Origin of the sequence: Microbacterium sp. H83 (assembly GCF_001650405.1) — a bacterium.
Lineage (GTDB): Bacteria > Actinomycetota > Actinomycetes > Actinomycetales > Microbacteriaceae > Microbacterium.
In genome coordinates, this window is the sequence record NZ_LWCU01000034.1 from 172,926 (window position 1) to 194,288 (window position 21,363).

At 70.9% G+C, this 21,363-nt stretch carries 23 protein-coding genes and 1 tRNA gene; 14 read left to right on the plus strand and 10 right to left on the minus strand.

Going from position 1 to position 21,363, the window contains the following annotated elements; all coding sequences use genetic code 11:
* Positions 1–180 precede the first annotated feature (180 nt).
* Entirely contained in the window at positions 181–1,398 is a 1,218-nt protein-coding gene (locus A4X16_RS13570; protein ID WP_067121459.1) for a sensor histidine kinase, read from the plus strand.
* Complete coding sequence (locus A4X16_RS13575) at positions 1,395–2,078, plus strand: response regulator transcription factor (protein WP_067121377.1); 684 nt, start codon at positions 1,395–1,397, stop codon at positions 2,076–2,078. The genes A4X16_RS13570 and A4X16_RS13575 overlap by 4 nt, the downstream gene beginning before the upstream one ends.
* Before the next feature lie 84 nt (positions 2,079–2,162).
* Here the strand turns inward: A4X16_RS13575 and A4X16_RS13580 are convergent, their stop codons facing one another.
* Positions 2,163–2,699, minus strand: a complete 537-nt coding sequence (locus A4X16_RS13580) for a DNA modification methylase (RefSeq protein WP_067121379.1) — start codon at positions 2,697–2,699, stop codon at positions 2,163–2,165.
* Between the two features lie 135 nt (positions 2,700–2,834).
* Between A4X16_RS13580 and A4X16_RS13585 the strand changes: the two genes are divergently transcribed.
* The 7 genes from A4X16_RS13585 (at position 2,835) to A4X16_RS13615 (ending at position 9,831) form a co-directional block, all read left to right on the plus strand.
* A complete protein-coding gene (locus A4X16_RS13585; protein WP_045255828.1) occupies positions 2,835–3,317 on the plus strand; it encodes a CarD family transcriptional regulator in 483 nt (160 codons plus the stop codon).
* 75 nt (positions 3,318–3,392) lie between these two features.
* A complete protein-coding gene (locus A4X16_RS13590) occupies positions 3,393–4,628 on the plus strand; it encodes a bifunctional 2-C-methyl-D-erythritol 4-phosphate cytidylyltransferase/2-C-methyl-D-erythritol 2,4-cyclodiphosphate synthase (RefSeq protein ID WP_067121461.1) in 1,236 nt (411 codons plus the stop codon).
* Positions 4,625–5,215, plus strand: a complete 591-nt coding sequence (locus tag A4X16_RS13595) for a short chain dehydrogenase (protein WP_067121381.1) — start codon at positions 4,625–4,627, stop codon at positions 5,213–5,215. Before A4X16_RS13590 ends, A4X16_RS13595 begins: the two co-directional genes overlap by 4 nt.
* Positions 5,216–5,313: 98 nt before the next feature.
* Positions 5,314–6,690, plus strand: coding sequence for an aldehyde dehydrogenase family protein (locus A4X16_RS13600; RefSeq protein WP_067121383.1), 1,377 nt, complete (start codon positions 5,314–5,316; stop codon positions 6,688–6,690).
* Between the two features lie 49 nt (positions 6,691–6,739).
* Positions 6,740–8,188, plus strand: coding sequence for a cysteine--tRNA ligase (gene cysS, locus A4X16_RS13605; RefSeq protein WP_067121385.1), 1,449 nt, complete (start codon positions 6,740–6,742; stop codon positions 8,186–8,188).
* Entirely contained in the window at positions 8,181–9,182 is a 1,002-nt protein-coding gene (gene rlmB / locus A4X16_RS13610) for a 23S rRNA (guanosine(2251)-2'-O)-methyltransferase RlmB (RefSeq protein WP_067121387.1), read from the plus strand. Before cysS ends, rlmB begins: the two co-directional genes overlap by 8 nt.
* A 7-nt stretch (positions 9,183–9,189) precedes the next feature.
* A complete protein-coding gene (locus tag A4X16_RS13615; RefSeq protein ID WP_067121389.1) occupies positions 9,190–9,831 on the plus strand; it encodes an NAD(P)-dependent oxidoreductase in 642 nt (213 codons plus the stop codon).
* Between the two features lie 21 nt (positions 9,832–9,852).
* Here the strand turns inward: A4X16_RS13615 and A4X16_RS13620 are convergent, their stop codons facing one another.
* A complete protein-coding gene (locus A4X16_RS13620; protein ID WP_067121390.1) occupies positions 9,853–11,157 on the minus strand; it encodes a DUF4032 domain-containing protein in 1,305 nt (434 codons plus the stop codon).
* 79 nt (positions 11,158–11,236) lie between these two features.
* Positions 11,237–12,340, minus strand: a complete 1,104-nt coding sequence (locus A4X16_RS13625; RefSeq protein WP_067121392.1) for an ABC transporter ATP-binding protein — start codon at positions 12,338–12,340, stop codon at positions 11,237–11,239.
* Positions 12,341–12,570: 230 nt separating this feature from the next.
* Between A4X16_RS13625 and A4X16_RS13630 the strand changes: the two genes are divergently transcribed.
* From A4X16_RS13630 to A4X16_RS13640, 3 genes are all read left to right on the plus strand, one after another.
* Entirely contained in the window at positions 12,571–13,521 is a 951-nt protein-coding gene (locus A4X16_RS13630) for a DsbA family protein (protein WP_067121394.1), read from the plus strand.
* 40 nt (positions 13,522–13,561) lie between these two features.
* A tRNA-Thr gene (locus A4X16_RS13635) sits at positions 13,562–13,634 on the plus strand.
* Positions 13,635–13,738: 104 nt separating this feature from the next.
* A complete protein-coding gene (locus A4X16_RS13640; protein ID WP_067121396.1) occupies positions 13,739–14,065 on the plus strand; it encodes a hypothetical protein in 327 nt (108 codons plus the stop codon).
* A gap of 3 nt (positions 14,066–14,068) precedes the next feature.
* Here A4X16_RS13640 and A4X16_RS13645 read toward each other — a convergent pair whose 3' ends face one another.
* On the minus strand, positions 14,069–14,380 hold the full coding sequence (locus tag A4X16_RS13645; RefSeq protein ID WP_067121398.1) for a DUF7882 family protein: 312 nt from the start codon (positions 14,378–14,380) through the stop codon (positions 14,069–14,071).
* 59 nt (positions 14,381–14,439) lie between these two features.
* Here A4X16_RS13645 and A4X16_RS13650 point away from each other — a divergent pair, with 59 nt between their 5' ends.
* The gene (locus A4X16_RS13650; RefSeq protein WP_067121400.1) at positions 14,440–15,393 is read left to right on the plus strand and encodes an aldo/keto reductase; all 954 of its coding nucleotides are present in this window, start codon (positions 14,440–14,442) and stop codon (positions 15,391–15,393) included.
* Between the two features lie 24 nt (positions 15,394–15,417).
* Here A4X16_RS13650 and A4X16_RS13655 read toward each other — a convergent pair whose 3' ends face one another.
* The 6 genes from A4X16_RS13655 to A4X16_RS13680 all read right to left on the minus strand — a co-directional run bounded on the left by A4X16_RS13655 (position 15,418) and on the right by A4X16_RS13680 (position 20,335).
* Complete coding sequence (locus A4X16_RS13655) at positions 15,418–16,116, minus strand: response regulator transcription factor (RefSeq protein WP_197491840.1); 699 nt, start codon at positions 16,114–16,116, stop codon at positions 15,418–15,420.
* A complete protein-coding gene (locus A4X16_RS13660; protein WP_067121402.1) occupies positions 16,113–17,423 on the minus strand; it encodes a sensor histidine kinase in 1,311 nt (436 codons plus the stop codon). Before A4X16_RS13660 ends, A4X16_RS13655 begins: the two co-directional genes overlap by 4 nt.
* A gap of 38 nt (positions 17,424–17,461) precedes the next feature.
* Positions 17,462–18,271: an ABC transporter permease gene (locus A4X16_RS13665; protein WP_067121404.1), complete on the minus strand. Its 810-nt coding sequence runs from the start codon at positions 18,269–18,271 to the stop codon at positions 17,462–17,464.
* A complete protein-coding gene (locus A4X16_RS13670; protein ID WP_067121406.1) occupies positions 18,268–19,179 on the minus strand; it encodes an ABC transporter ATP-binding protein in 912 nt (303 codons plus the stop codon). Before A4X16_RS13670 ends, A4X16_RS13665 begins: the two co-directional genes overlap by 4 nt.
* Positions 19,180–19,287: 108 nt before the next feature.
* On the minus strand, positions 19,288–19,671 hold the full coding sequence (locus tag A4X16_RS13675) for an MmcQ/YjbR family DNA-binding protein (RefSeq protein ID WP_067121408.1): 384 nt from the start codon (positions 19,669–19,671) through the stop codon (positions 19,288–19,290).
* Between the two features lie 4 nt (positions 19,672–19,675).
* On the minus strand, positions 19,676–20,335 hold the full coding sequence (locus tag A4X16_RS13680) for an SOS response-associated peptidase family protein (RefSeq protein ID WP_067121410.1): 660 nt from the start codon (positions 20,333–20,335) through the stop codon (positions 19,676–19,678).
* Positions 20,336–20,408: 73 nt separating this feature from the next.
* Here A4X16_RS13680 and A4X16_RS13685 point away from each other — a divergent pair, with 73 nt between their 5' ends.
* Positions 20,409–21,350: a DMT family transporter gene (locus A4X16_RS13685; RefSeq protein WP_067121412.1), complete on the plus strand. Its 942-nt coding sequence runs from the start codon at positions 20,409–20,411 to the stop codon at positions 21,348–21,350.
* The last annotated feature ends 13 nt before the right edge of the window (positions 21,351–21,363 follow it).

Sequence of the window (21,363 nt, forward strand, 5' to 3'; positions counted from 1 at the left end):
CAGCGCGAGACGGCTGAGTCGTCCGCGCGAGAGGAGGTCCGCGCTCCCGCACAGGCCCGAAGCGATTGTCTGCTCCGAAGGTTAACGAACGGTGCCCAGCACGTGAATAGTACTTCTCCGGCTGCCGCAGGCGCCGGGCAACCCGCCGATCCGCGGGTGAACGCACTCTACGCTGAGTACATGACCCTGCCGCAGATCGCGCTGCTCGCGCTGGCCTCCGGCCTCGTGATCGGCGTCGGCCTCTCCCTCCTGGTGATCTGGGCGTACCGCGCGAGGGCGCGGATCGCCGACGAGTCATCGCTCGTCGTCCCCGACGGCGTCTCCTCCGTGCTGCGCAGCATGGACGATGCGGCGTGCGTCGTCGACACGTCGGGTCTGGTGCTCGCGGCGTCGAAGGCCGCGGCGCGCTTCGGCATCGAGGTGGGCGCGCCCCTGGAGAATCCCGAGCTGCGACAGCTCGTGCGCGGCGTGCGCAACGAAGGAGGGTCGGCCACGGAGTCGCTGCGCATCACGCGCGGCGGGCTCAGCCTCGACCCCCGGCTCGTCTCGGCCCGCGCGAGTGCGATCAGCCCGCGCATGTCGCTGCTGATCATCCGCGACGTCACCGAGCAGGAGCGCCTCGACCAGATGCGACGCGACTTCGTCGCGAACACCAGCCACGAGCTGAAGACGCCCGTCGGCGCGGTCACGCTGCTGGCCGAGGCCATCGAGTCGGCGGCCGACGATCCGGCGCAGGTGCGTCACTTCGCCACGCGGATCTCCGCCGAGGCGTCGCGCCTCGGCCAGCTGACCGGCCGCATCATGAGCCTCTCGCGGCTGCAGGCCGACGATGCCCTGTCCGAGGTCCGTGCGGTGTCGATCGACGAAGTCATCGCCTCGTCCCTCGAGGCGCACGTGGTGCAGGCCGATTCCGCGGGGGTGGAGCTCGCGCGGGGTGGGGACCGCGGCGTGTGGGTGCGCGGCGACTCGCAGATCCTCATCGAGGCCTTCGGCAACCTCATCGCCAACGCGATCGTCTACTCCCCGAAGGGGTCGCGCGTGGGCGTCGGAGTGAAGGCCGACGGAGACGTGGTCGAGATCGCGGTGTCCGACCAGGGCATCGGCATCGCCGAGGCGGATCGGGAGCGGATCTTCGAGCGCTTCTACCGCGCCGATGAGGCGCGCTCCCGCCGCACCGGGGGCACGGGACTCGGCCTGTCGATCGTCAAGCACGCGACGCAGCGGCACGGCGGCGAGGTGCTGCTGTGGTCGCGGCCGGGCCGGGGATCGACCTTCACCATCAGGCTTCCGCGGATCGATGCTCCCCCGAGCATCGAGAGCGACAGGAAGAGCAAGAAGAAGCGCGAGCGCAAGGCGGCGAAGGCCGCGGCCCGCGTCCGAAACGGAGAGAACGCATGACCCGCATCCTTCTCGTCGAAGACGAACCCGACCTCGCCGACCCGCTGGCGTACCTCCTGCGCCGCGAGGGCTACGAGGTGGAGATCGCCGAGGACGGCCCCGGCGCCCTGACGGCCTTCCGCGAGCGGGGCGCCGACATCGTGCTCCTCGACCTCATGCTGCCGGGGATGCCGGGCACCGAGGTCTGCCGTCAGATCCGCTCGACCTCCGCGGTGCCGATCATCATGCTGACGGCCAAGGACTCCGAGGTCGACATCGTGGTGGGGCTCGAGCTCGGTGCCGACGACTACGTCACGAAGCCGTACTCCTCGCGCGAGCTGCTGGCCCGCATGCGCGCCGTGCTGCGGCGCGTCGTGCAGGCCGAGAGCGAGCTCGATGAGCGGGTCCTCGACGGCGGCCGCGTCTCGCTCGACATCGACAGGCACACGGTGTCGGTCGCGGGCGAGCAGATCAACATGCCGCTCAAGGAGTTCGAGCTGCTCGAGGTGCTGATGCGAAACTCGGGTCGCGTGCTGACCCGCGGCCAGCTGATCGACCGCGTCTGGGGCAGCGACTACTTCGGCGACACCAAGACGCTCGACGTGCACATCAAGCGCATCCGCTCGCGCATCGAGGAGAACCCGGGGGAGCCCGTGATGCTCGTCACCGTGCGCGGGCTGGGGTATCGCTTCGAGGGATGAGGCGGGCGACCGCGCGCCGCGGCCGCGATACGCGAAGAGGCCGGCACCCACGGGTGCCGGCCTCTTCGCTGCGATGGTCTGCGATCACTCCTGCGGAGCAGGTGCTGCCGTGTCGGTCGGCATCGGCTTCGGAGTGGGCTCCGGCGTCGACTCGGTCGGCACGAGGTCGGCGTAGTACGACAGCGATCCGTCGAGCACGGGGACCTCGGTCTTGGTGCCGGCCCCGTCGCCGGACTGGAAGTGCATCTCGATCGTGGCGCCCGGCATGGTGTCCAGGCCGTCGATGCGCAGCGGCTCCTCGCCGTCGGCGCCGAAGCTGATGGTGCGGTTCGCCGGCACGGTGACGGTCATCGGGTCGAGGCCGGCGATCGTGATGGTCAGCGTGGCCTCGTCGCCCGTGGGGTTGACGACCCCGGCGATGAAGTTGCCGACCGAGCCGTCCTCGTTCGCGACGATGAAGGCGTTGCGCACGTCGATGGGGCCGTCGGAGTCCGACACGTTGACGCCGTCGGAGGCGGAGTACTCGATCGTCGTCGCCTGGGGCGAGATGAACGTGCAGCCGGTCGCGCCGAGAAGAACGAGGGCGCTGATGGCGGCAGATGCGACGAGGCGCGATTTCACGGGTCCTCCTGAGGTCCGACGGGATATCCGCATCCATTCTATGCGTACGCGGAGGAGCGCCTCAGGACGTGGAGGCGCGAACCTTAGCGCATGACCCCTGTGGTATCCTTGAGGTTGCCGAAAGGACACGTTTTTATGCTTTTTGAGGTTGGCGAGACTGTCGTCTATCCGCACCATGGCGCTGCGACCATCATCGAGGTCAAGGAGCGCATCATCAAGGGCGAGGCGAAGAAGTACCTGAAGCTCAACGTCACCCAGGGGGACCTCATCATCGAGGTGCCCGCTGAGAACGTCGATCTCGTGGGTGTTCGCGATGTGATCGGCAAGGAGGGCCTCGACCATGTGTTCGAGGTGCTGCGTGCGCCGTTCACCGAAGAGCCCACCAACTGGTCGCGCCGCTACAAGGCGAACCTCGAGAAGCTCGCCTCCGGCGATGTGATCAAGGTGAGCGAGGTCGTGCGCGATCTGTGGCGTCGTGATCAGGATCGCGGGCTCTCCGCGGGCGAGAAGCGGATGCTGGCGAAGGCTCGCCAGATCCTCATCTCCGAGCTCGCGCTCGCCGAGAAGATCGACGAGGACAAGGCGGGCGCTCTGCTCGACGAGGTCCTCGCGTCCTGAGCGGATCTGTGGAGGAAGGCGGATGCTTCGGCATCCGCCTTCTTTCGTTCCGCCGGTAACGTGAGGGGCGTGAGCATGCTTCCCGTCCCGCACACCGCGATCATCGTCGTCGCCGCAGGTTCCGGCACTCGGCTGGATGCCGGAGCGCCCAAGGCGTTCGTCGGCATCGACACGCACTCGATCCTGCGTCATGCCCTCGACGGCGTGTTCGCGGCCGCACCCGCACAGGTCGTCGTCGTCGCGCCGCCGGGCTTCGAGGGCGATGCCGAGGCGGAGCTCCGCGCGGCGGCCGGTGATCGCGCCGAGCTCGGACGCGTCGTGACCGGCGGCGAGACCCGGCAGCAGTCCGTGGCCGCGGGCCTCGCGGCACTGTGGGGCGACGTGCGCACGGTGCTCGTGCATGACGCCGCTCGGGCACTGACCCCGCCCGAGACGATCGACGCGGTCGTGGCGGCCGTCGGCTCGGAGACCGGGGTGATCCCGGCGCTCCCGGTCGTCGACACCCTCAAGCGGGTCAACGAGGACGACGTCGTCGGCGCGGTCGACCGGTCGGAGCTGGCGGCGGCGATGACCCCGCAGGGCTTCCCGCGCGAGCTCCTGGAGCGGGCGTACGACGCCGCGCGCACGGCGGGCGCCGACTACACCGACGACGCCGCGCTGTTCGCCGCTGCGGGCCACGCCGTGCGGAGGATCGAGGGGTCGGCGCGCGGCTTCAAGATCACCACTCCGGCCGATCTGGACCGGGCTCGGCACCTGCTCTCCGCGGCATCCGCCGAGGCCGACTCGTCGCCCGTGCGCGGCGCGCGACCGTCGGGCGCCCTGCCCCGCATCGGACTCGGCACCGACGTGCACGCGTTCGGCGGCGAGGGGAGCCTGTGGCTCGCCGGCCTCGAGTGGCCGGACGAGGCCGCGCTCTCCGGCCACTCCGACGGGGACGCGGTGGCCCACGCGATCGTCGACGCCCTGCTCGGGGCAGCGGGGCTCGGCGACATCGGACAGCACTTCGGCACGGCGCACCCCGAATACGCCGGTGCGCACGCCGACGTCTTCCTCGCGCGCACCCGTCAGCTCGTCGAGGAGGCCGGCTTCGCGATCGGCAACGTCTCGGCGCAGTTCCAGAGCAACAGGCCTCGTTTCAGCGCGCGCCGCGGCGAGGCCGAGCAGGTGCTGTCGGAGGCGCTCGGAGGGGCGCCGGTGACCGTGACGGCGACCACGACCGACGGCCTCGGGTTCCCGGGGCGCGGCGAAGGCGTCGCGGTGACGGCGGTCGCGCTGGTCGTCCCGCGTGAGAAGGGCGGGGAGTCGGCATGAGGATCCTGATCATCGGAGCGAGCGGCCACGTCGGCCGCACGGCGGTCGACGCGCTGCGCGCCCACGAGATCGTCGAGGCCTCGCGCAGCGGCGAGCCCTCGGTGGACGTCACCGACGCCGCGTCGATCGAGCGGCTGTTCGAGACCGTCGGCGAGGTCGACGCGGTGATCTCCGCGCTCGGCTCCGTGCCGTTCCGCCCGCTCGCCGAGCTCTCGGCAGCCGATCACGAGTCGGCGTTCCGCGGCAAGGTGCTGTCGCAGGTCGACGTCGTGCGCATCGGGACGCCGTTCGTCCGCGACGGCGGCTCGTTCACCCTCACCTCCGGAGTCCTCGCGCGCGAGCCGATCGCCACCGGCGCGGCCGCGTCGCTCGCGAACGGCGCCCTGGAGTCGTTCGTCCTCGCGGCGGCGGCGGAGTTGCCCCGCGGCATCCGCATCAACGCCGTGAGCCCGTCCGTGCTCGAGGACGCGCCGGCGTACCACTCGTCGTTCCCGGGATTCGTGCCGGTCTCGTCGCATCGGGTGGGGCAGGCGTACGCCAAGAGCGTGCTGGGCGTGCAGACCGGTCGGGTCTTCGCGGTCGACTGAGCCGCGGACCATCGGCTTGCGTCCGACGGGGATCCCGCGCGACGATCGGACGGACGGCCCCGACGATGCGCCGTGATCCTGACACAGTGAGGAACGATATGAGCGGGTACCGAGTCCAGAATCCTGCGACGGGCGAGGTCGTGGAGTCGTTCGACACCGCGACGGACGCGGAGATCGAGGATGCCGTGGCAGCGGCCGACTCCGCATACCGCGGGTGGCGCGGCCGCAGCGTGCAGGAGCGGGCCGAGGTGGTCCGACGGGCCGCCGCACTCTTCGTCGAACGTCGGGACGAGCTCGCGGAGCACATCGCCGTCGAGATGGGGAAGTCGCGCGCCGAGGCGCTCGACGAGGTCGACTTCGCGGCATCCATCGTCGACTACTACGGCGTCCACGGACCGTCGCTGATCACCGACCACGAGATCCCCAGCACGATTCCCGGCAAGGCCGTGATCGAGCACCGCCCGCTCGGCGTGCTGCTGGGGGTCATGCCCTGGAACTTCCCGTACTACCAGGTCGCCCGCTTCGCGGCGCCGAACCTGCTCCTGGGCAACACCGTCCTGCTCAAGCACGCCGAGATCTGTCCGCGATCGTCGCTCGCCATCCAGACGATCATGGAGGACGCCGGCGTCCCGGCGGGCGGATACCGCAACGTCTTCGCGTCCCACGACCAGATCGCCGCGATGATCGCCGATCCGCGCGTCCAGGGCGTCTCGCTCACCGGATCGGAGCGGGCGGGAGCGATCATCGGAGCGCAGGCCGGCCGTCACCTCAAGAAGGCGGTGCTGGAGCTCGGGGGCATCGATCCGATGATCGTGCTGGACGCCGACGATGTGGCCGCGGTCGCAAGGAAAGCCTGGGACTTCCGGGTCTACAACGGCGGACAGGTCTGCAACTCGAACAAGCGCCTCATCGTCATGGACGACATCCACGACGAGTTCGTCGCCGAGCTCGTGCGTCTCGCCGACGGTCTCGTGCCCGGCGACCAGCTCGACCTCGCGGACGGGGAGTTCGTGCCGCTGTCCACGCGCACGGCGGCCGAGACCGTCCACGACCAGGTGCAGCGCGCCGTGGCGGCGGGCGCGACCCTCGCGGCCGGAGGGGTGCTCTCCGACGGTCCCGGCGCGTACTACTCGCCCGCCGTGCTCGTCGGCGTACCCCGGGGGTCCGACTCGTATCGCGAGGAGATCTTCGGTCCGGTCGCGACCGTGTACCGGGTGTCCAGCGAGGAGGAGGCCCTCGAGCTGGCCAACGACTGCGACATGGGGCTCGGCGGCTCGGTGTTCTCGACCGACGACGCCCGAGCGGCCCGCGTGGCGGCGCAGCTCGAGGTCGGCATGACCCACGTCAACATCATCGCGGCCGAGGCCGCCGAGCTGCCGTTCGGCGGCGTCAAGCGCTCGGGCTTCGGCCGCGAGATGGGTCCCCTCGGCATCGGCGAGTTCGCGAACCGACGGCTGTCGTTCGTCGCGGGCTGAGGCCCGACTCGTCCAGGATTCCGACGCGGGCGCCCGGTAGGCTTGTGCGGTGACACTCCGCCTCTACGACACCCGCGCACAGCAGCTGCGCGACTTCGTGCCTCTCGACCCCGAGAACATCACGATGTACGTCTGCGGACCCACGGTGCAGTCCGGCCCGCACATCGGGCACGTCCGAGCGGCGCTGAGCTTCGACCTCCTGCGACGGTGGCTCCGCCACCGCTTCGGACGCGTCACGTTCGTGCGCAACGTCACGGACATCGACGACAAGGTGCTCGCGAACGCGACGGACGCCGAGCCGTGGTGGGCGCTCGCGTTCCGCATGGAGCAGCAGTTCACGGCGGCGTATGCCGGAGTCGGCATCCTCCCCCCGACCTACGAGCCCCGGGCGACGGCCTCCATCCCGCAGATGCAGGAGATCGTCGCGGCCCTGATCGAGCGCGGACACGCGTACCCGGCTCCCGACGGCTCCGGCGACGTGTACTTCGACGTGCGCTCATGGGCCGAGTACGGCTCGCTCACGCATCAGTCGGTCGACGCCATGGAGGCGGCGGAGGACGCCGACCCCCGCGGCAAGCGGGCCCCGCAGGACTTCGCGCTGTGGAAGGGCGCCAAGCCGGGAGAGCCGGCGGACGCCACGTGGCAGTCGCCCTGGGGAGCGGGCCGCCCGGGCTGGCACATCGAGTGCTCGGCCATGTCGAAGCGGTACCTCGGCGCGGAGTTCGACATCCACGGCGGCGGTCTCGACCTGCGCTTCCCGCACCATGAGAACGAGCTCGCGCAGTCGACGGCGGCGGGGGACGCGTTCGCCCGGTACTGGGTGCACAACGGCCTGGTGACCGTCGACGGGCAGAAGATGTCGAAGTCGCTCGGCAACTTCACGCTGGCCGCCGACGTGCTCGCGGCACGCGACCCCCTCGTCGTCAGGTACGCGCTGGCCGCGGCGCACTACCGCTCGAGTCTCGACCTGTCGGAGTCGTCGTGGACCGAGGCGGAGGCGGCGCTCGGGCGCATCCGGACCTTCATCGAGCGGGCGGAGCGGGTCGCGGAGCGCGCCCCGGCGCAGAGCGCGCTCGCCGCGTCGGGCGTCGTCGATGCCGAGGACGCCGAGTACATCCCGATGCTGCCGGAGGAGTTCGCGCGCGCCATGGACGACGACCTCGGCGTGCCGCAGGCTCTCGCCGTGCTGCACGACCGGGTCCGACGCGGCAATCAGGCGCTCGACAGCGCAGACGCCCCGGGCGTCGTCGAACGGTCGCTCATCGAGGTGCGGGCCATGATCGCCGTCCTCGGGCTCGACGAGGCGCCGGATGCATCCGGCGGCGGCGCGACGGCATCCGCTCTCGACGCCCTGGTGCAGGAGATGATCACTCAGCGCGCGCAGGCGCGCGCAGACAAGGACTGGGCGGCGGCGGATCGCATCCGTGACGCGATCGCCGCCGCAGGAATCACGCTGGAGGACACTCCGGCCGGAACTCATTGGAGTATCGATGGCTAAGCCAGGAAACCCGTCAGCAGGCAAGGGCAAGAAGGGCCCCACCAAGGGCTCCGGCGGCAAGGGCCGCAGCTCGCTCGAGGGCCGCGGACCGACCCCGAAGGCGGAGGATCGCGCCTGGCACCCGGCGGGCAAGCGCAAGGCCGCCGCCGAGCGCTACGCCGCGGCCGGCGGACGGGGAAGGCCCGGGCAGCGTCAGGCCTCGGGCGGCAACCCGAACCGCTCCGCGCGCGCGAAGGACAACACCACCGAGACCGAGGTCGTCACCGGCCGCAACTCGGTGCTCGAGGCCCTGCGCGCGAAGATCCCCGCATCGGCGTTCTACATCGCCCAGCGCGTCGAGATGGACGACCGCGTCAAGGAGATGCTGTCGATCGCCACCCACCGCGGCATCCCCGTGCTCGAGGTCACCCGGCAGGAGCTCGACCGCATGGCCGGGTTCGACGGCGTGCACCAGGGCGTCGCCATCAAGGTGCCGCCGTACGAGTACGCGCACCCGCAGGATCTCCTCGAGCAGGTCATCGACCGCGGCGAGGTGCCGCTGTTCGTCGCCCTCGACGGCATCACCGACCCCCGCAACCTCGGCGCGATCATCCGATCCGCCGCCGCGTTCGGCGGTCACGGGCTCATCCTTCCGCAGCGCCGCTCGGCAGGCGTCAACTCCGCGGCATGGAAGACCAGCGCCGGAGCCGCGGCGCGGCTGCCCGTCGCCCTCGCCACGAACCTGACGACCCAGCTCAAGGAGTTCAAGAAGCAGGGCGTCTTCGTGCTCGGTCTGGACGGCGGCGGCGACGTGCAGCTGCCCGATCTGCAGCTCGCCGACCGCCCCGTCGTGATCGTCGTCGGTTCCGAGGGCAAGGGGCTGTCGCGCCTGGTCGCCGAGACCTGCGACCAGATCGTGTCGATCCCGATCTCGACCGCGACCGAATCGCTCAACGCCGGCATCGCGACCTCGGTCGCGCTGTACCAGGTCTCGACCGTCCGCAACGCGAAGTAGGAGCATCATGGCGCGCATCGTCGTCCTCGGAGGAACCGGATACGCCGGTCGGCACATCGTCGCGGAGGCGGTGAGTCGCGGACACGCCGTGACGGCCGTCTCGCGATCGGCGCCCACGGACCCCGTCGAGGGCGCGACGTACGTGCAGGGCTCCGCGCTCGACCTGCCGCCGCTCGCCGCGACGATCGCCGAGGCGGATGCCGTGGTCTCGGCCCTCTCGCCGCGCGGGGACATGACCGACAGCGTGCTCGACGCGCTCACCGGCGTCGTCGGGCTGCTGACCGGCACCCCGATCCGACTCGGCGTCGTCGGCGGAGCGGGCGGCAGTCTCGTCGCCCCGGAGGGACCGCGGCTGTTCGACCTGGACTTCCCCGAGGAGTACAAGCACGAGGCGCAGGTCGGCATCGACTCGCTCGCGCTGCTGGAGGAGACGGACCCGGCGCTGGACTGGTTCTTCATCCACCCCGCCGAGGTCTTCGGACCGTGGGCCGAGGGGGAGCGCACCGGGCACTACCGGGACGGCGGGGACGTGCTCGTCCGGGATGCCGAGGGGAAGTCCTTCATCTCCGGCGCCGACTTCGCCGTCGCCGTCGTCGACGAGATCGAGCAGGCGGCGCACCGCCGCGAACGGTTCACCGTCGGCTACTGATCCGACGTCCGACGCCGACGCTCAGACGAGGTCGCGCCAGTCGATCTCGTCGTCGTCGTCCGACACCGGGTTCGTGCCGGTGACCACCGGGAGGCTCATCGTCTCGGTGGGCGGGCCCATGATCGTGGCCTCGTCGCGACGATGGCGGAGCACCTCGTTGATGTAGCTCGTCAGCACCTCCGCCAGGGGCACCGACCGGCCCTGCGCCTGCGACAGGTACCACCGGTGCTCGAGCACCTGGTGGAACACCTCGGCCGGCTCGAGCTTGGCGCGCAGCTCGTAGGGGATCGCCCGCACGACCGGCTCGAAGACGCGGGTCAGCCACTCGTGCGCGTACATCTCCTCTTCCGCCCACTGCTTCGTCGAGCGGGCGCGGAACTCGTCGAGGTCGTTGAGCAGACGCCGGGCCTGGTTCTCCTCGACGTCGAGGCCGGTCAGACGGATGAGCCGCCGCTGGTGGTGGCCGGCGTCGACCACCTTCGGCTGGATCTCGACGACCGTGCCGTCGGAGGTGGTCGACATCGACATCTCGTCGATGTCGAAGCCCAGCGCGTTCAGGCGCTCGACGCGCTCGGTGATGCGCCAGGTCTCCGCTGCCGCGAAGGACTCCTGGGCGGTGAGCTCCGCCCACAGCGACCGGTACGACGACACGATGCCGTCGGCGATCGCGATGGCATCCACCCCGTGCTCCAGACGGCCCCCGGCGGCGAGGTCCATCACCTCGCCGGCGATGTTCGTACGGGCGAGGTCGAGGTCGTAGGCGCGCTGGCCGTCCGTCAGCCCCTCCTCGTGCAGCTCGCCGGTCTCGGCGTCGACGAGATAGGCGGCGAAGGCGCCGGCGTCGCGGCGGAACAGCGTGTTCGACAGCGAGACATCGCCCCAGTAGAAGCCGACGTTGTGCAGGCGCACCAGCAGCACGGCCAGGGCGTCGACGAGCCGGGTCGCGGTGTCCGGCCGGAGCACGCGGGTGAACAGGGCGCGGTACGGCATCGAGAAGCGCAGATGCGAGGTCACCAGGGCTGCGGGCAGCGGCTCGCCGTCGGCATCCGTGCGTCCTGCGATGACCGCGACCCGATCGACGCAGGGCACGTCGAGGCGGCGCAGGTTGCCGAGCATGTCGTACTCGCGCTTCGCCATCTCGTCGGTCGTCTCCTTCACGGCGACGACGCGTCCCGAGAGGTCGGCGAAGCGCACGAGGTGACGCGAGAGGCCCTTCGGAAGCGACACGATGTGCTCGGAGGGCCAGGTGGCGAGGCCGGTCGACCAGGGGAGGGCGAGCAGCCCGGGATCGACGGTGCTCGCGGTGATGCGCAGGGCGTCCTGCATGGCTCTCCTGACGGGGTGGGGGGAAAGAAGAAGCGGCGCGGGCGACCGAAGTCAGCCCGCGCCGCGTCCGTGGATCCGATCAGGCGGAGACGACCGGCTTGTCGTTCAGGCGCTCGCCCGACTCGGTGTCGAAGGCGTGCACGTGGCCCGCGTTCGCCGCGAGGGTGACCGTCTCTCCCGCGTTCGGGTGGTTGCGGCCGTCGACGCGGGCGACCAGGTCGGCGCGCTTGCCGTTGATCTCCGTGTGACCGTAGAGGTAGCCGTCCGCGCCGAGCTCCTCGACGAGGTCGACGACGACCGAGAGGCCCTTGCCGTCGGCGGGACCGACGGTGATGTCCTCGGGGCGCACGCCGACCGTGACCTGCGAGCCGTTCGCGCGGCCGACGGTGTCGCGGTCGAGCGGGACGATCTCCGAGCCGAAGCGGACGCCGCCGTCGGCGAGGTCGGCCGAGAACAGGTTCATCGCGGGCGAGCCGATGAAGCCGGCCACGAAGACGTTGTTCGGCTTCTCGTACAGGTCGCGCGGCGAGCCGACCTGCTGGAGCAGGCCGTCCTTCAGCACGGCGATGCGATCGCCCATGGTGAGGGCCTCGGTCTGGTCGTGCGTGACGTAGACCGTGGTGACGCCCAGGCGACGCTGCAGCGACGCGATCTGCGTGCGGGTCTGCACGCGGAGCTTGGCGTCGAGGTTCGACAGCGGCTCGTCCATGAGGAACACCTGGGGCTGACGGACGATCGCGCGACCCATGGCGACACGCTGACGCTGACCGCCCGAGAGCGCCTTGGGCTTGCGGGTCAGGTACTGCTCGAGGTCGAGGAGCTTCGCAGCCTCGAGGACGCGCGATGCCCGCTCCTCCTTGCCGACACCGGCGATCTTGAGCGCGAAGCCCATGTTCTCGGCGACGGTCATGTGCGGGTAGAGCGCGTAGTTCTGGAACACCATCGCGATGTCGCGGTCCTTCGGCGGCACATCGGTGACATCGCGGTCGCCGATGAGGATGCGGCCGGCGTTGATCTCTTCGAGGCCGGCGAGCATGCGGAGGGACGTGGACTTGCCGCATCCGGAGGGGCCGACGAGGACGAGGAACTCGCCGTCTCCGACCTCGAGGTTGAGCTTGTCGACGGCCGGACGGGTTCCGCCGGGGTACAGGCGGGTCGCCTCGTCGAAAGTGACAGATGCCATTGCGTTTCTCCTTCACCGGCAGGTACGTGCCGGACGATCCGTAGTGATAGAGCGGCGGAGTGACCCGCCGTGACCCGTCGTTGGGTCGCGTTCAGTATGCCAGAAACCAGCACGTCTGGGTATTTCTCAGCCTGGCTGGTTAACATCGTTCCCGGCCGTGTCTCCGCGGCGTTCGCCGCCCGAGTGGCGAACGGGCCACCCTGCCCCCACCGAGACTGTCAAGAGGAACGATGTCGAGCGACGAGACGCCGAACGTCCCCACCCCCCGCAATTCGCGCGAGGTCGTGCGGGAGAAGGCACAGAAGGTGCACGCCCAGCAGTCGAGGGCGCGGATCATGCGACGGATCATCGTCGGCGTGCTCGCGATCGTCGCCGTCGGCGCGATAGGCACCGCAGTGACCCTCGCCGTGTCGGCGCAGGTGTCGAAGCCGCAGCTCACGCCCACCGGGATGGAAGGCGACGGCGTCCTCGTGTCCGAGGTCAGCGCCTCGGCCGCATCGATCGATGCAGCGGCGACCCCGAGTCCCGAGGCGACCGAAGCGGGCGGCGAGGCCGCACCGACACCTGAGCCGACCACCGCGAGCACGGTGGACATCCACGTGTACGTGGACTACCTCTCGCCGGATGCCGGGGAGTTCGAGCGCGCGAACGCCCGCCAGCTCGTGAACTGGATCACGGAGGGCGCCGCGAGCGTCACCTACCACCCGGTCGCCCTGCTCACCGCGAGCTCGAACGGCACTAAGTACTCGCTGCGAGCCGCCGCGGCCGCCGCCTGCGTGGCGACGTACTCGCCAGCGCAGTTCTACGCGTTCAACCACGATCTGCTCGACGACCAGCCCGAGGTCAACACCGACGGCTTCTCGGATGCCGAGCTCGCCGACATCGCCGGCGCCGTGGGCGCGGACAACGCGAAGACGGTCCGCTCCTGCATCGAGGACAAGGACTACGTCACCTGGGCGAAGGAAGCCACCTCCCGTGCGCTCGAGGGCCCGCTCGACGGGTCGGACGACCTCGTGCTCGCCTCGGCCCCGATGATCGTCGTCAACGGCGAGGCGTACGTCGGCGCCCTGGACGACCCGAGCGAGTTCTCGCAGTTCGTCCTCACGGTCGCCAGCGACGCGTACTACTCGACGGCGACGCCGTCACCCGCGCCGACCGCGACCGAGACGCCCGCGCCCTAGTTCGGCGTCGCCCGCCGCCCTCGCTAAGCTGGGGGCATCCGCCGACTTGGCGCAATTGGTAGCGCACCGTACTTGTAATACGGGGGTTACGGGTTCGAGTCCCGTAGTCGGCTCTCCGCGGATCCGGTCATCCTCCGCAGCGCGAGCCTCGCTAGCAGCACCCGAGCGCCGACACAAGGACCGGGTCCTTCCCGCCGCCCTGCAGTACAAAAGGATCATGCAGGTGATCACGTACGCGGGCGACGACTATCTGACGGGCGACGACATCGCGGATGCGCTGCTGGTGTACAGCCGGGCGCTGGGCGACAACGAGCGGGCCGAGATCGTCGAGGTGCCGATCCGCGAAGAGGGCGGCGCCGTCTCCATCGCGAAGTTCCTCGTGGGTCCCGCGAGCCAGATCGTCGCGCGCAGCGTGGGCACGGACGACGAGGAGCTCGAGGACCCGGCCCTCGTCGAGCGGCTGCTGCAGGCGGCGCGCAACGTCGAATCCCCGGTGGCCCTCCCTCTGGAGACGCCTCCCGAGGCGCTCCCCGAGGTCGACTGACGACTACGGGCGCTCGGTGTCGGACAGTGAGTCGATGACGAGCTCGCCGCGGGCGTTCAGGCTGTCCATCATCCGGGCGATCCGCGCCCGGTCGACGGGAGGCGGGTTCTCCTCGTCGAAGGCCAGGACGAGCGGGATGCTGGGGTGCACCCAGGCGGTCATGCGCGCACTCGAGCCGCCGGCCGGCGACAGCCAGCTCATCATGAAGCTCTCCTGACGCCGCAGCTTCGTGCCGATGATCACCTTCACGTGAGCGAGGGTCGTGTCGTCGATGTCGATCGGGGGGTGAGAGCTGTTGTACTCGAGCGTTCCCATGTGAGCACAGTACGCCGTCGCGACGAAATACTCGGCGCCGCTCGGCGGTTGTGCCGAGCATGACCCGTATCGGAACCAGTGACCTCGACATCTTCCCCCTCGCGCTCGGAGGTAACGTGTTCGGCTGGACGGCCGACCGCGACTCCTCGTTCGCGGTCCTCGACGCGTTCGTCGACGGCGGCGGCGACTTCATCGACACCGCGGACTCGTACAGCGCCTGGGTGCCCGGCAACTCGGGCGGCGAGAGCGAGACGATCATCGGCGAGTGGCTCGCGTCGCGCCGGCCCGCCGGCGTCACGGTGGCGACCAAGGTCAGTCAGCACCCCGAGTTCCGCGGGCTCTCCGCGTCGAACGTGCGCGCTGCGGCCGAGGCCTCCCTCGCTCGGCTCGGAGTGGACGAGATCGACCTGTACTACGCGCACTTCGACGATGAGAGCGTGCCGCTCGAGGAGACGGTCGACGCGTTCGGCCGGCTGGTCGCCGACGGTCTCGTGCGCCACGTCGCCGTCTCGAACTACTCGGCGGAGCGCATCCGCGAGTGGATGGACATCGCCGGGCGCACCGGCGTCCCCCGGCCGGTCGCGATCCAGCCGCACTACAACCTCGTGCACCGCAACGACGTCGAGGAGTCGATCATCCCGGTGGCGGAGGAGTTCGGTCTCGGCCTGGTGCCGTACTACTCGCTCGCGAGCGGCTTCCTCACCGGCAAGTACCGGTCGGTGGAGACGGAGGGGCAGTCGTCGCCGCGAGCCGCGGGTGCCGCGAAGTACGCCACCGATGCCGGACTGCGGATCATCGACGCCCTCGAAGAGATCGGCTCGGCGCACGACGCGTCGATCGCCGCGACGTCGCTCGCCTGGCTGCGCGCGCAGCCGACGGTCGCCGCCCCGATCGCGAGCGCACGCACCGTCGAGCAGGTGCCCGACCTGCTGGCGGGCGCTCGACTGCAGCTCACGGCCGACGAGATCGCCGTTCTGAACCGCGTCTCGGAGTGGACGCCGGCTCAGGCCTGACCCGCCACGACGCCCTGCCCTCGGTCACGGACCCGGGGGCAGGGCGTCGTCGTCCACGAGCCCGAGACGGTGCGCGAGGATCACGGCATGGATGCGGTCGCGTGCGCCGAGCTTGGCGAGCACGCGCCCGACATGCGTCTTGACGGTCGACTCGCTCACGTACAGCGCCTGGGCGATCTCGGCGTTCGTCAGACCGCGGGCGATCTCGAGGAACACCTCGCGCTCGCGCTCGGTGAGCACTCCCGTGGGATCGTCGACCTGCTCCGCGCTGCTCGGCGCCGTGATCCCACCGCTCTGCGCCGTGACGTGCTCGAGCAGCATCCGGGTGATCCGGGGAGCGAGCGCGGCGTCGCCTCGATGCACGGCGCGCACCGCCGCGATCATCTCGTGACGCTGCGCGTCCTTCAGCAGGAAGCCGCTCGCGCCGGCGCGGATGGCTCCGAACGCGTACTCGTCGAGGTCGAACGTCGTGAGCACGAGGACCCGGGTCTGCGGGTGGTCGCGCACGATGGCCTCGGTCGCCGCGATGCCGTCGAGCCCCGGCATCCGGATGTCCATGAGGACGAGATCCGGCTGCAGCGCGGCGACCTGCGCGATGGCCGAGTGGCCGTCGGGGGCCTCGCCGATCACGACGAGGTCGGGCTCGGCCTCGAGCACCATGCGGAACCCCAGGCGGATGAGCTCCTGATCGTCGACCAGGAGGAGGCGGATCGGGCTGGTCACGGTCGGGTCTCCTTCGAGGTGGTGCCGAGCACGACGGAGGCCGTGTCCGGGGAGTCCGCGGACGCCGGGGGAGCCGTCGCCGGCAGGGTGGCGCGCAGCACCCAGTGTCCGTCGTCGCGCCGCGACGACGCGATCGATCCGCCCGCGTGGTTCGCGCGCTCCGCGAGCCCGCGGAGGCCGAACCCGGATCGGCCGGCGGTGTCGTCTCCGCCCACGACGCCGTCGTTGACGATCTCGACCTCCACGGCATCGGCGGAGTAGAGCAGCCGGACCGCGATCGTCGTCGCGCTCGGGGCGTGCCGCATGGCGTTCGTCACGCCCTCCTGCACGATCCGCCCGACCGCGTGCGCGACCGTGGGAGACAGGTCGGCGGTCCCCGCGACGGCGATCGTCACGGGGTACCCCGCCCGCTGCGCGGCCGACACCGTGTCGTGCGGAGACGTCGGCTCCAGCGGTGCCAGCGGCAGCGGCGAATCGTCGGCGCGCAGCACGCCGAGCATGGCCCGCATCTCGGTCAGCGCCCCCCGAGCGGTGTCCGCCGCCGACGAGGCCGCGATCCGGGCCTGCGCCGGGTCGGTGGTCGCCGCCGCTCCCTCGGACAGCGCGACGATCACGGTGAGCGAGTGCGAGACGATGTCGTGCATCTCCCTGGCGATGCGCGCGCGCTCGCCGGCGGCGGCGAGCTGCGCCTGCTGGTCGCGCTCGACGAGGAGCTGTCGGGAGCGGTCGATCACGGCGTCGAGGTAGCGCTTGCGCCCGCCGACGTTCACTCCGATCAGCGTGCCGATCAGGCCGAGTACGATCGACGACACGGTGGTGTTGACGGCGATCTGCAGCGTGGTCACGCCGACGAGAGTCAGCAGCCAGGCGATCGCGGCGACGGCGGCGACCGCGATGCCGAGTCCCGCCCAGGCGAGCCGTGACGAGCGGTAGACGGCGAGCGAGTAGCTCGTGACCAAGATCAGCGGAGTGCCGACCGGCAGCTCGGCGAAGAGGAAGACGGCCTCGACCGCGAACGAGGCGACGAACGGCACGAGCGGCGCGCGACGGCGCCACAGCAGCGACACGCACGCCGCGACCACCAGAAGCGGCGCGACGGCGGTGAGGGCGACGGCGACCGGGTCCGGCTGGTTGCGGCCGAAGGTGGCGGCGGGCAGCAGCGACAGCGCCAGGCACAGCAGCAGGAGCAGGACGTCGGCGACGATGGGATGCCGGGCCCAGAAGCGCCGCAGCACGCCGGGAGGACGCGGCAGCCGCAGCTCCTCGTCCTCGCGGACGGAGGAGCTGCGGCTGCGCGAGGTGGTCACCGGCCGACTCTACGCGGCTGCTCGGCGGCGCGCCGCGCTCACGCGTCGCGGCCGCGCAGCACGGCCCAGGCGGCGAGCATGCCGCCGACGACCCAGGCGGCCAGCGTCGCGAAGGCGACCGGCGTCTCGAGAGCAGCGCCGTCGGGCAGGATCGCGCTCTGCGCAGCGGCGACCGGCAGATAGTTCGCGGCATCCGTCACCCAGGCCCACGCCTCTCCCGCGATCGCGAAGAAGCTCGCGACGATGGGCAGGACGAACAGCAGCCCGACGGTGGCGGCGATCGCGCCGGCCCCCGACCGGAGGAGGAAGCCGAAGGCGACGCCGATCAGCGCGAAGACGGCCATCGCGACCGCCGAGACGAGGATCGGCAGAACGGACGCGGCCGGGTCGCCCCAGTCGATGCTCTGGTCGCGGGATGCGACCACGGCAGACACGGCGACAGCCGCCAGGGCGAAGATCACCACGGACGAGACGAAGAGGAACAGGGCGACGACCGTGGCCTTGGCGGCGAGCACCGAGCCCCGCTGCGGGTTGGCGGCGAGCGTCGACCTGATCATGCCCGTCGAGTACTCGCCGGTCACGGCGATGGCGCCGAGGATGCCGGCGAGCAGCATCGTGAACTGGATCGGCATCACGACGGCCTGGATCGGATCGAAGCCCGGCATGTCGATCGCCTGCGCGATGAGAACCGCGATGCCGATCGTGAGCACGGCGGCGATGCCGATCGACCACCAGGTCGAGCGCAGCGTCGCGAGCTTGATCCACTCGCCGCGCACGGCGCGGAGGAAGGTCAGGCGGCGGCCGTCGGCGAGGGACTGCCGGGTGCGGGGAGGAGCCTGGACGGTCATGCGATCTCCTTGGTCCGGTATTCGACGGAGTCGCCGGTGAGGGCGAGATAGGCGTCTTCGAGGGATCCCGTGGTCGGGGTGAGTTCGTGCAGCGGGATGCCGCGCTCGGCCGCGAGGTCGCCGATGCGTGCCGCAGGGAGCCCGACGATGTCGAGCAGGTCGGGCGCGGAGCTCACGATCTCGACGGAGGGGCCGCCGACGGCCGCGGCGAGGTCGGCCGCTCGCGGGGTGCGGACCCGCACGGTGTTGGTGGTCCACGCGCGGACGAGCTCGGCCAGCGGCGCGTCCGCCAGGACCTGTCCGCGGCCCATCACGATCACGTGATCGGCGGTCTGCGCCATCTCGCTCATGAGGTGGCTGGACAGCAGGACCGTGCGCCCCTCCGATGCGGCGTGGCGCACGAACTGCCGCACCCAGCGCACGCCCTCCGGATCGAGGCCGTTGACCGGCTCGTCCAGGATCAGGGTGTGCGGGTCGCCGAGCAGCGCCGACGCGATCCCGAGACGCTGTCCCATGCCGAGCGAGAACTTGCCCGCCCGCTTGCGGGCCACCGATCCGATGCCGGCGAGATCGATGACCTCGTCGACGCGCGAGGAGGGGATGCCGTGGGTCGCCGCCATCGCGCGGAGATGGTCGCGCGCGGTGCGGCCGGTGTGCACGGCCTTGGCATCGAGCAGCACTCCCACCTCCGTGAGCGGCGCGCGGAGCTTGCGATACTCGCGTCCTGCGACGGTGACGCTGCCGGACGTCGGTCGGTCGAGGCCGACGATCATCCGCATCGTGGTGGACTTCCCGGCGCCGTTCGGCCCGAGGAAGCCGGTGACCGTTCCCGGCTGCACCGTGAACGACACGTCCTGGACGGCTGTCTTGTCTCCGAACCTCTTCGTGAGGCCCTCTGCTGTGATCATGTCGTCGACGCTACGCGGCGGAGACGGGTCGCCGCGTCCTCCCGGGGTACCGTTCCGCGCGCACCCCGGGTCATCCGCGGGGCGGAGGCGGCAGGCGGCGGTGTCGGCTCAGAGGACGGTGCGGCCGAACGTGTCGGGATCCACCGGACGTCGCGCCCTGGGCAGCTTCTCGACGACCAGTCGGTACGACTCGGTGACCAGCTCGCTCACGAGGTCCCGCTCGAGAGACTCCCCGGGGAGCAGGGTCAGCCAGTGCTTCTTGTTCATGTGATAGCCGGGGACGATGTCGGAGAAGGTCTCGCGCAGGGCCACCGCGTCGTCGGGGTCGGCCTTGAGGGTGACGCGGCCGGTGTCGTCGAGGGGGATCAGAAGGAAGACCTTTCCGCGCACCTTGTAGACGTCCCACTCCGGCCCGAAGGGGTTCTCCCGCTCGGCCCCGGGCAGCTCCTCGGCGCGCGACGACGCGGCATCCACCAGCTCGTTCGGTCCCATGCGCTCAGAACAGCCGTTCCGCGCCCTTGTCGTTCGACCTCGGGGTGGTCCGCACCCGCTCCGCCACCTCGTCCGACGCGGCGATCGCCGCATCGATGATCTCGCGGGAGGGCTCGGCGGTGAGCCAATCCTCGCTGAGCGATGCGGGGATCAGCAGAGGCATCCGGTCATGGATGTCGGCGAGATGCTCAGGAGCCGGCCGCATGACGATGGAGTAGCACGTGAAGGAGGCGCCGTCGGCGGTGCGGCCCCGCTGCGTCACGGCTGCCATGCCGAACAGCGCGCCGTCGTCGACGAGGAACTCGTGCCAGACCCGCTCGGGCTTCTTCATCTCGTACCAGCGGGTGGCCGGCACGAGGGCCCGGCTCTTCAACCCGCCGGGCTTGTCCTGCAGCCTCTCGGAGCGGGTGTTGATCGACGGGAACTTCGACGGCTCTCCGCCGACCAGGAACCCCCACCACGCGGGTTCGACCGCGGGCGCGCCCCCGTTCTCGGACGGCATCACGATCGGGTTGAGGTTGCGGAGGTTCCGCCCCGTCGGGCGCAGCGTCTCTCCCGCGTTCTCCTCCGCCCAGCTCCGCAGCCCGTCGAGCACGGCCTCGTCGGCCGCCTCCAGGAGCTCGGTGTCGGTGAAGCGGGGATCCAGTCCGTAGCTCGCGCACATGCGGCCAGCGTACGCCCGGGATCCGACATCCGAGGAGGAAGGGGCGCCCGCCGTGCTCCGATAGGGTCGACGGATGACCGAGCCCCGCCGACCGCCTGCTGCGGTCGCACTCGGCGGAGCGGTCGCGATCGGCGTCATGACGGCGGTGCAGGCCCGGATCAACGGCGTTCTCGGCGTCCGCGTCGACGACGGGATCGTCGCCGGGCTGATCTCCTTCTCGGTCGGTCTCGCGGCGCTGATCGTCGTGATCGCGTGCATCCCCTCCGCCCGTCGCGGAGTCGGCCGCCTGCGCCGCGGTGTCCGAGATCGCTCGATCCGGCCGTGGATGCTGCTCGGCGGCGCCTGCGGGGCCCTCACGGTGTCGACCCAGGGTCTGACGGCCGGCGTCCTCGGCGTCTCCCTCTTCACCGTCGGCGTGGTGGCGGGGCAGACGCTCCACGGCCTCGTGCTCGACCGCATCGGGTTCGGTCCGGCGGGAGTCGTGGCGGTGACACCGGGCCGCGTGCTCGGCGGGGTGCTCGCGCTCGCCGCGGTCGGGGTGTCGCTCGGCGGCGACGTGCTGGCGACCGCTCCGCTGTGGATGCTCCTGCTGCCCTTCGCCGCGGGCGTCGGCATCGCCTGGCAGGCCGCGACCAACGGGCGTCTCGCGCAGCGCGTGCGGTCTCCGATCACCGCGACCTTCATGAGCTTCGTCGCGGGGACGGCCGCCCTGGCGCTCGCCGCTGCGATCAGCATCCTGGTGCGGGGGCTCCCGGAGCCGCCTCCTGCCGAGCCCTGGCTGTACCTGGGCGGGCTCCTCGGCTTCGCATACATCCTGCTCGGCGCCCTCATCGTGGCGCACACCGGCGTGCTGCTCCTGGGGCTGGGGTCGGTGCTCGGGCAGCTCGCGGCATCCGTCGTGATCGATCTCGTCTGGCCCGCGCAGTCGGGTCCCGAACTCTGGCAGATCATCGGGATGACCGTCGCCGCGGTCGCCTCGGTGCTCGTCGCGCTGCCCCGCCGTCGGCGGCGATGAGCGGCGGACCCGC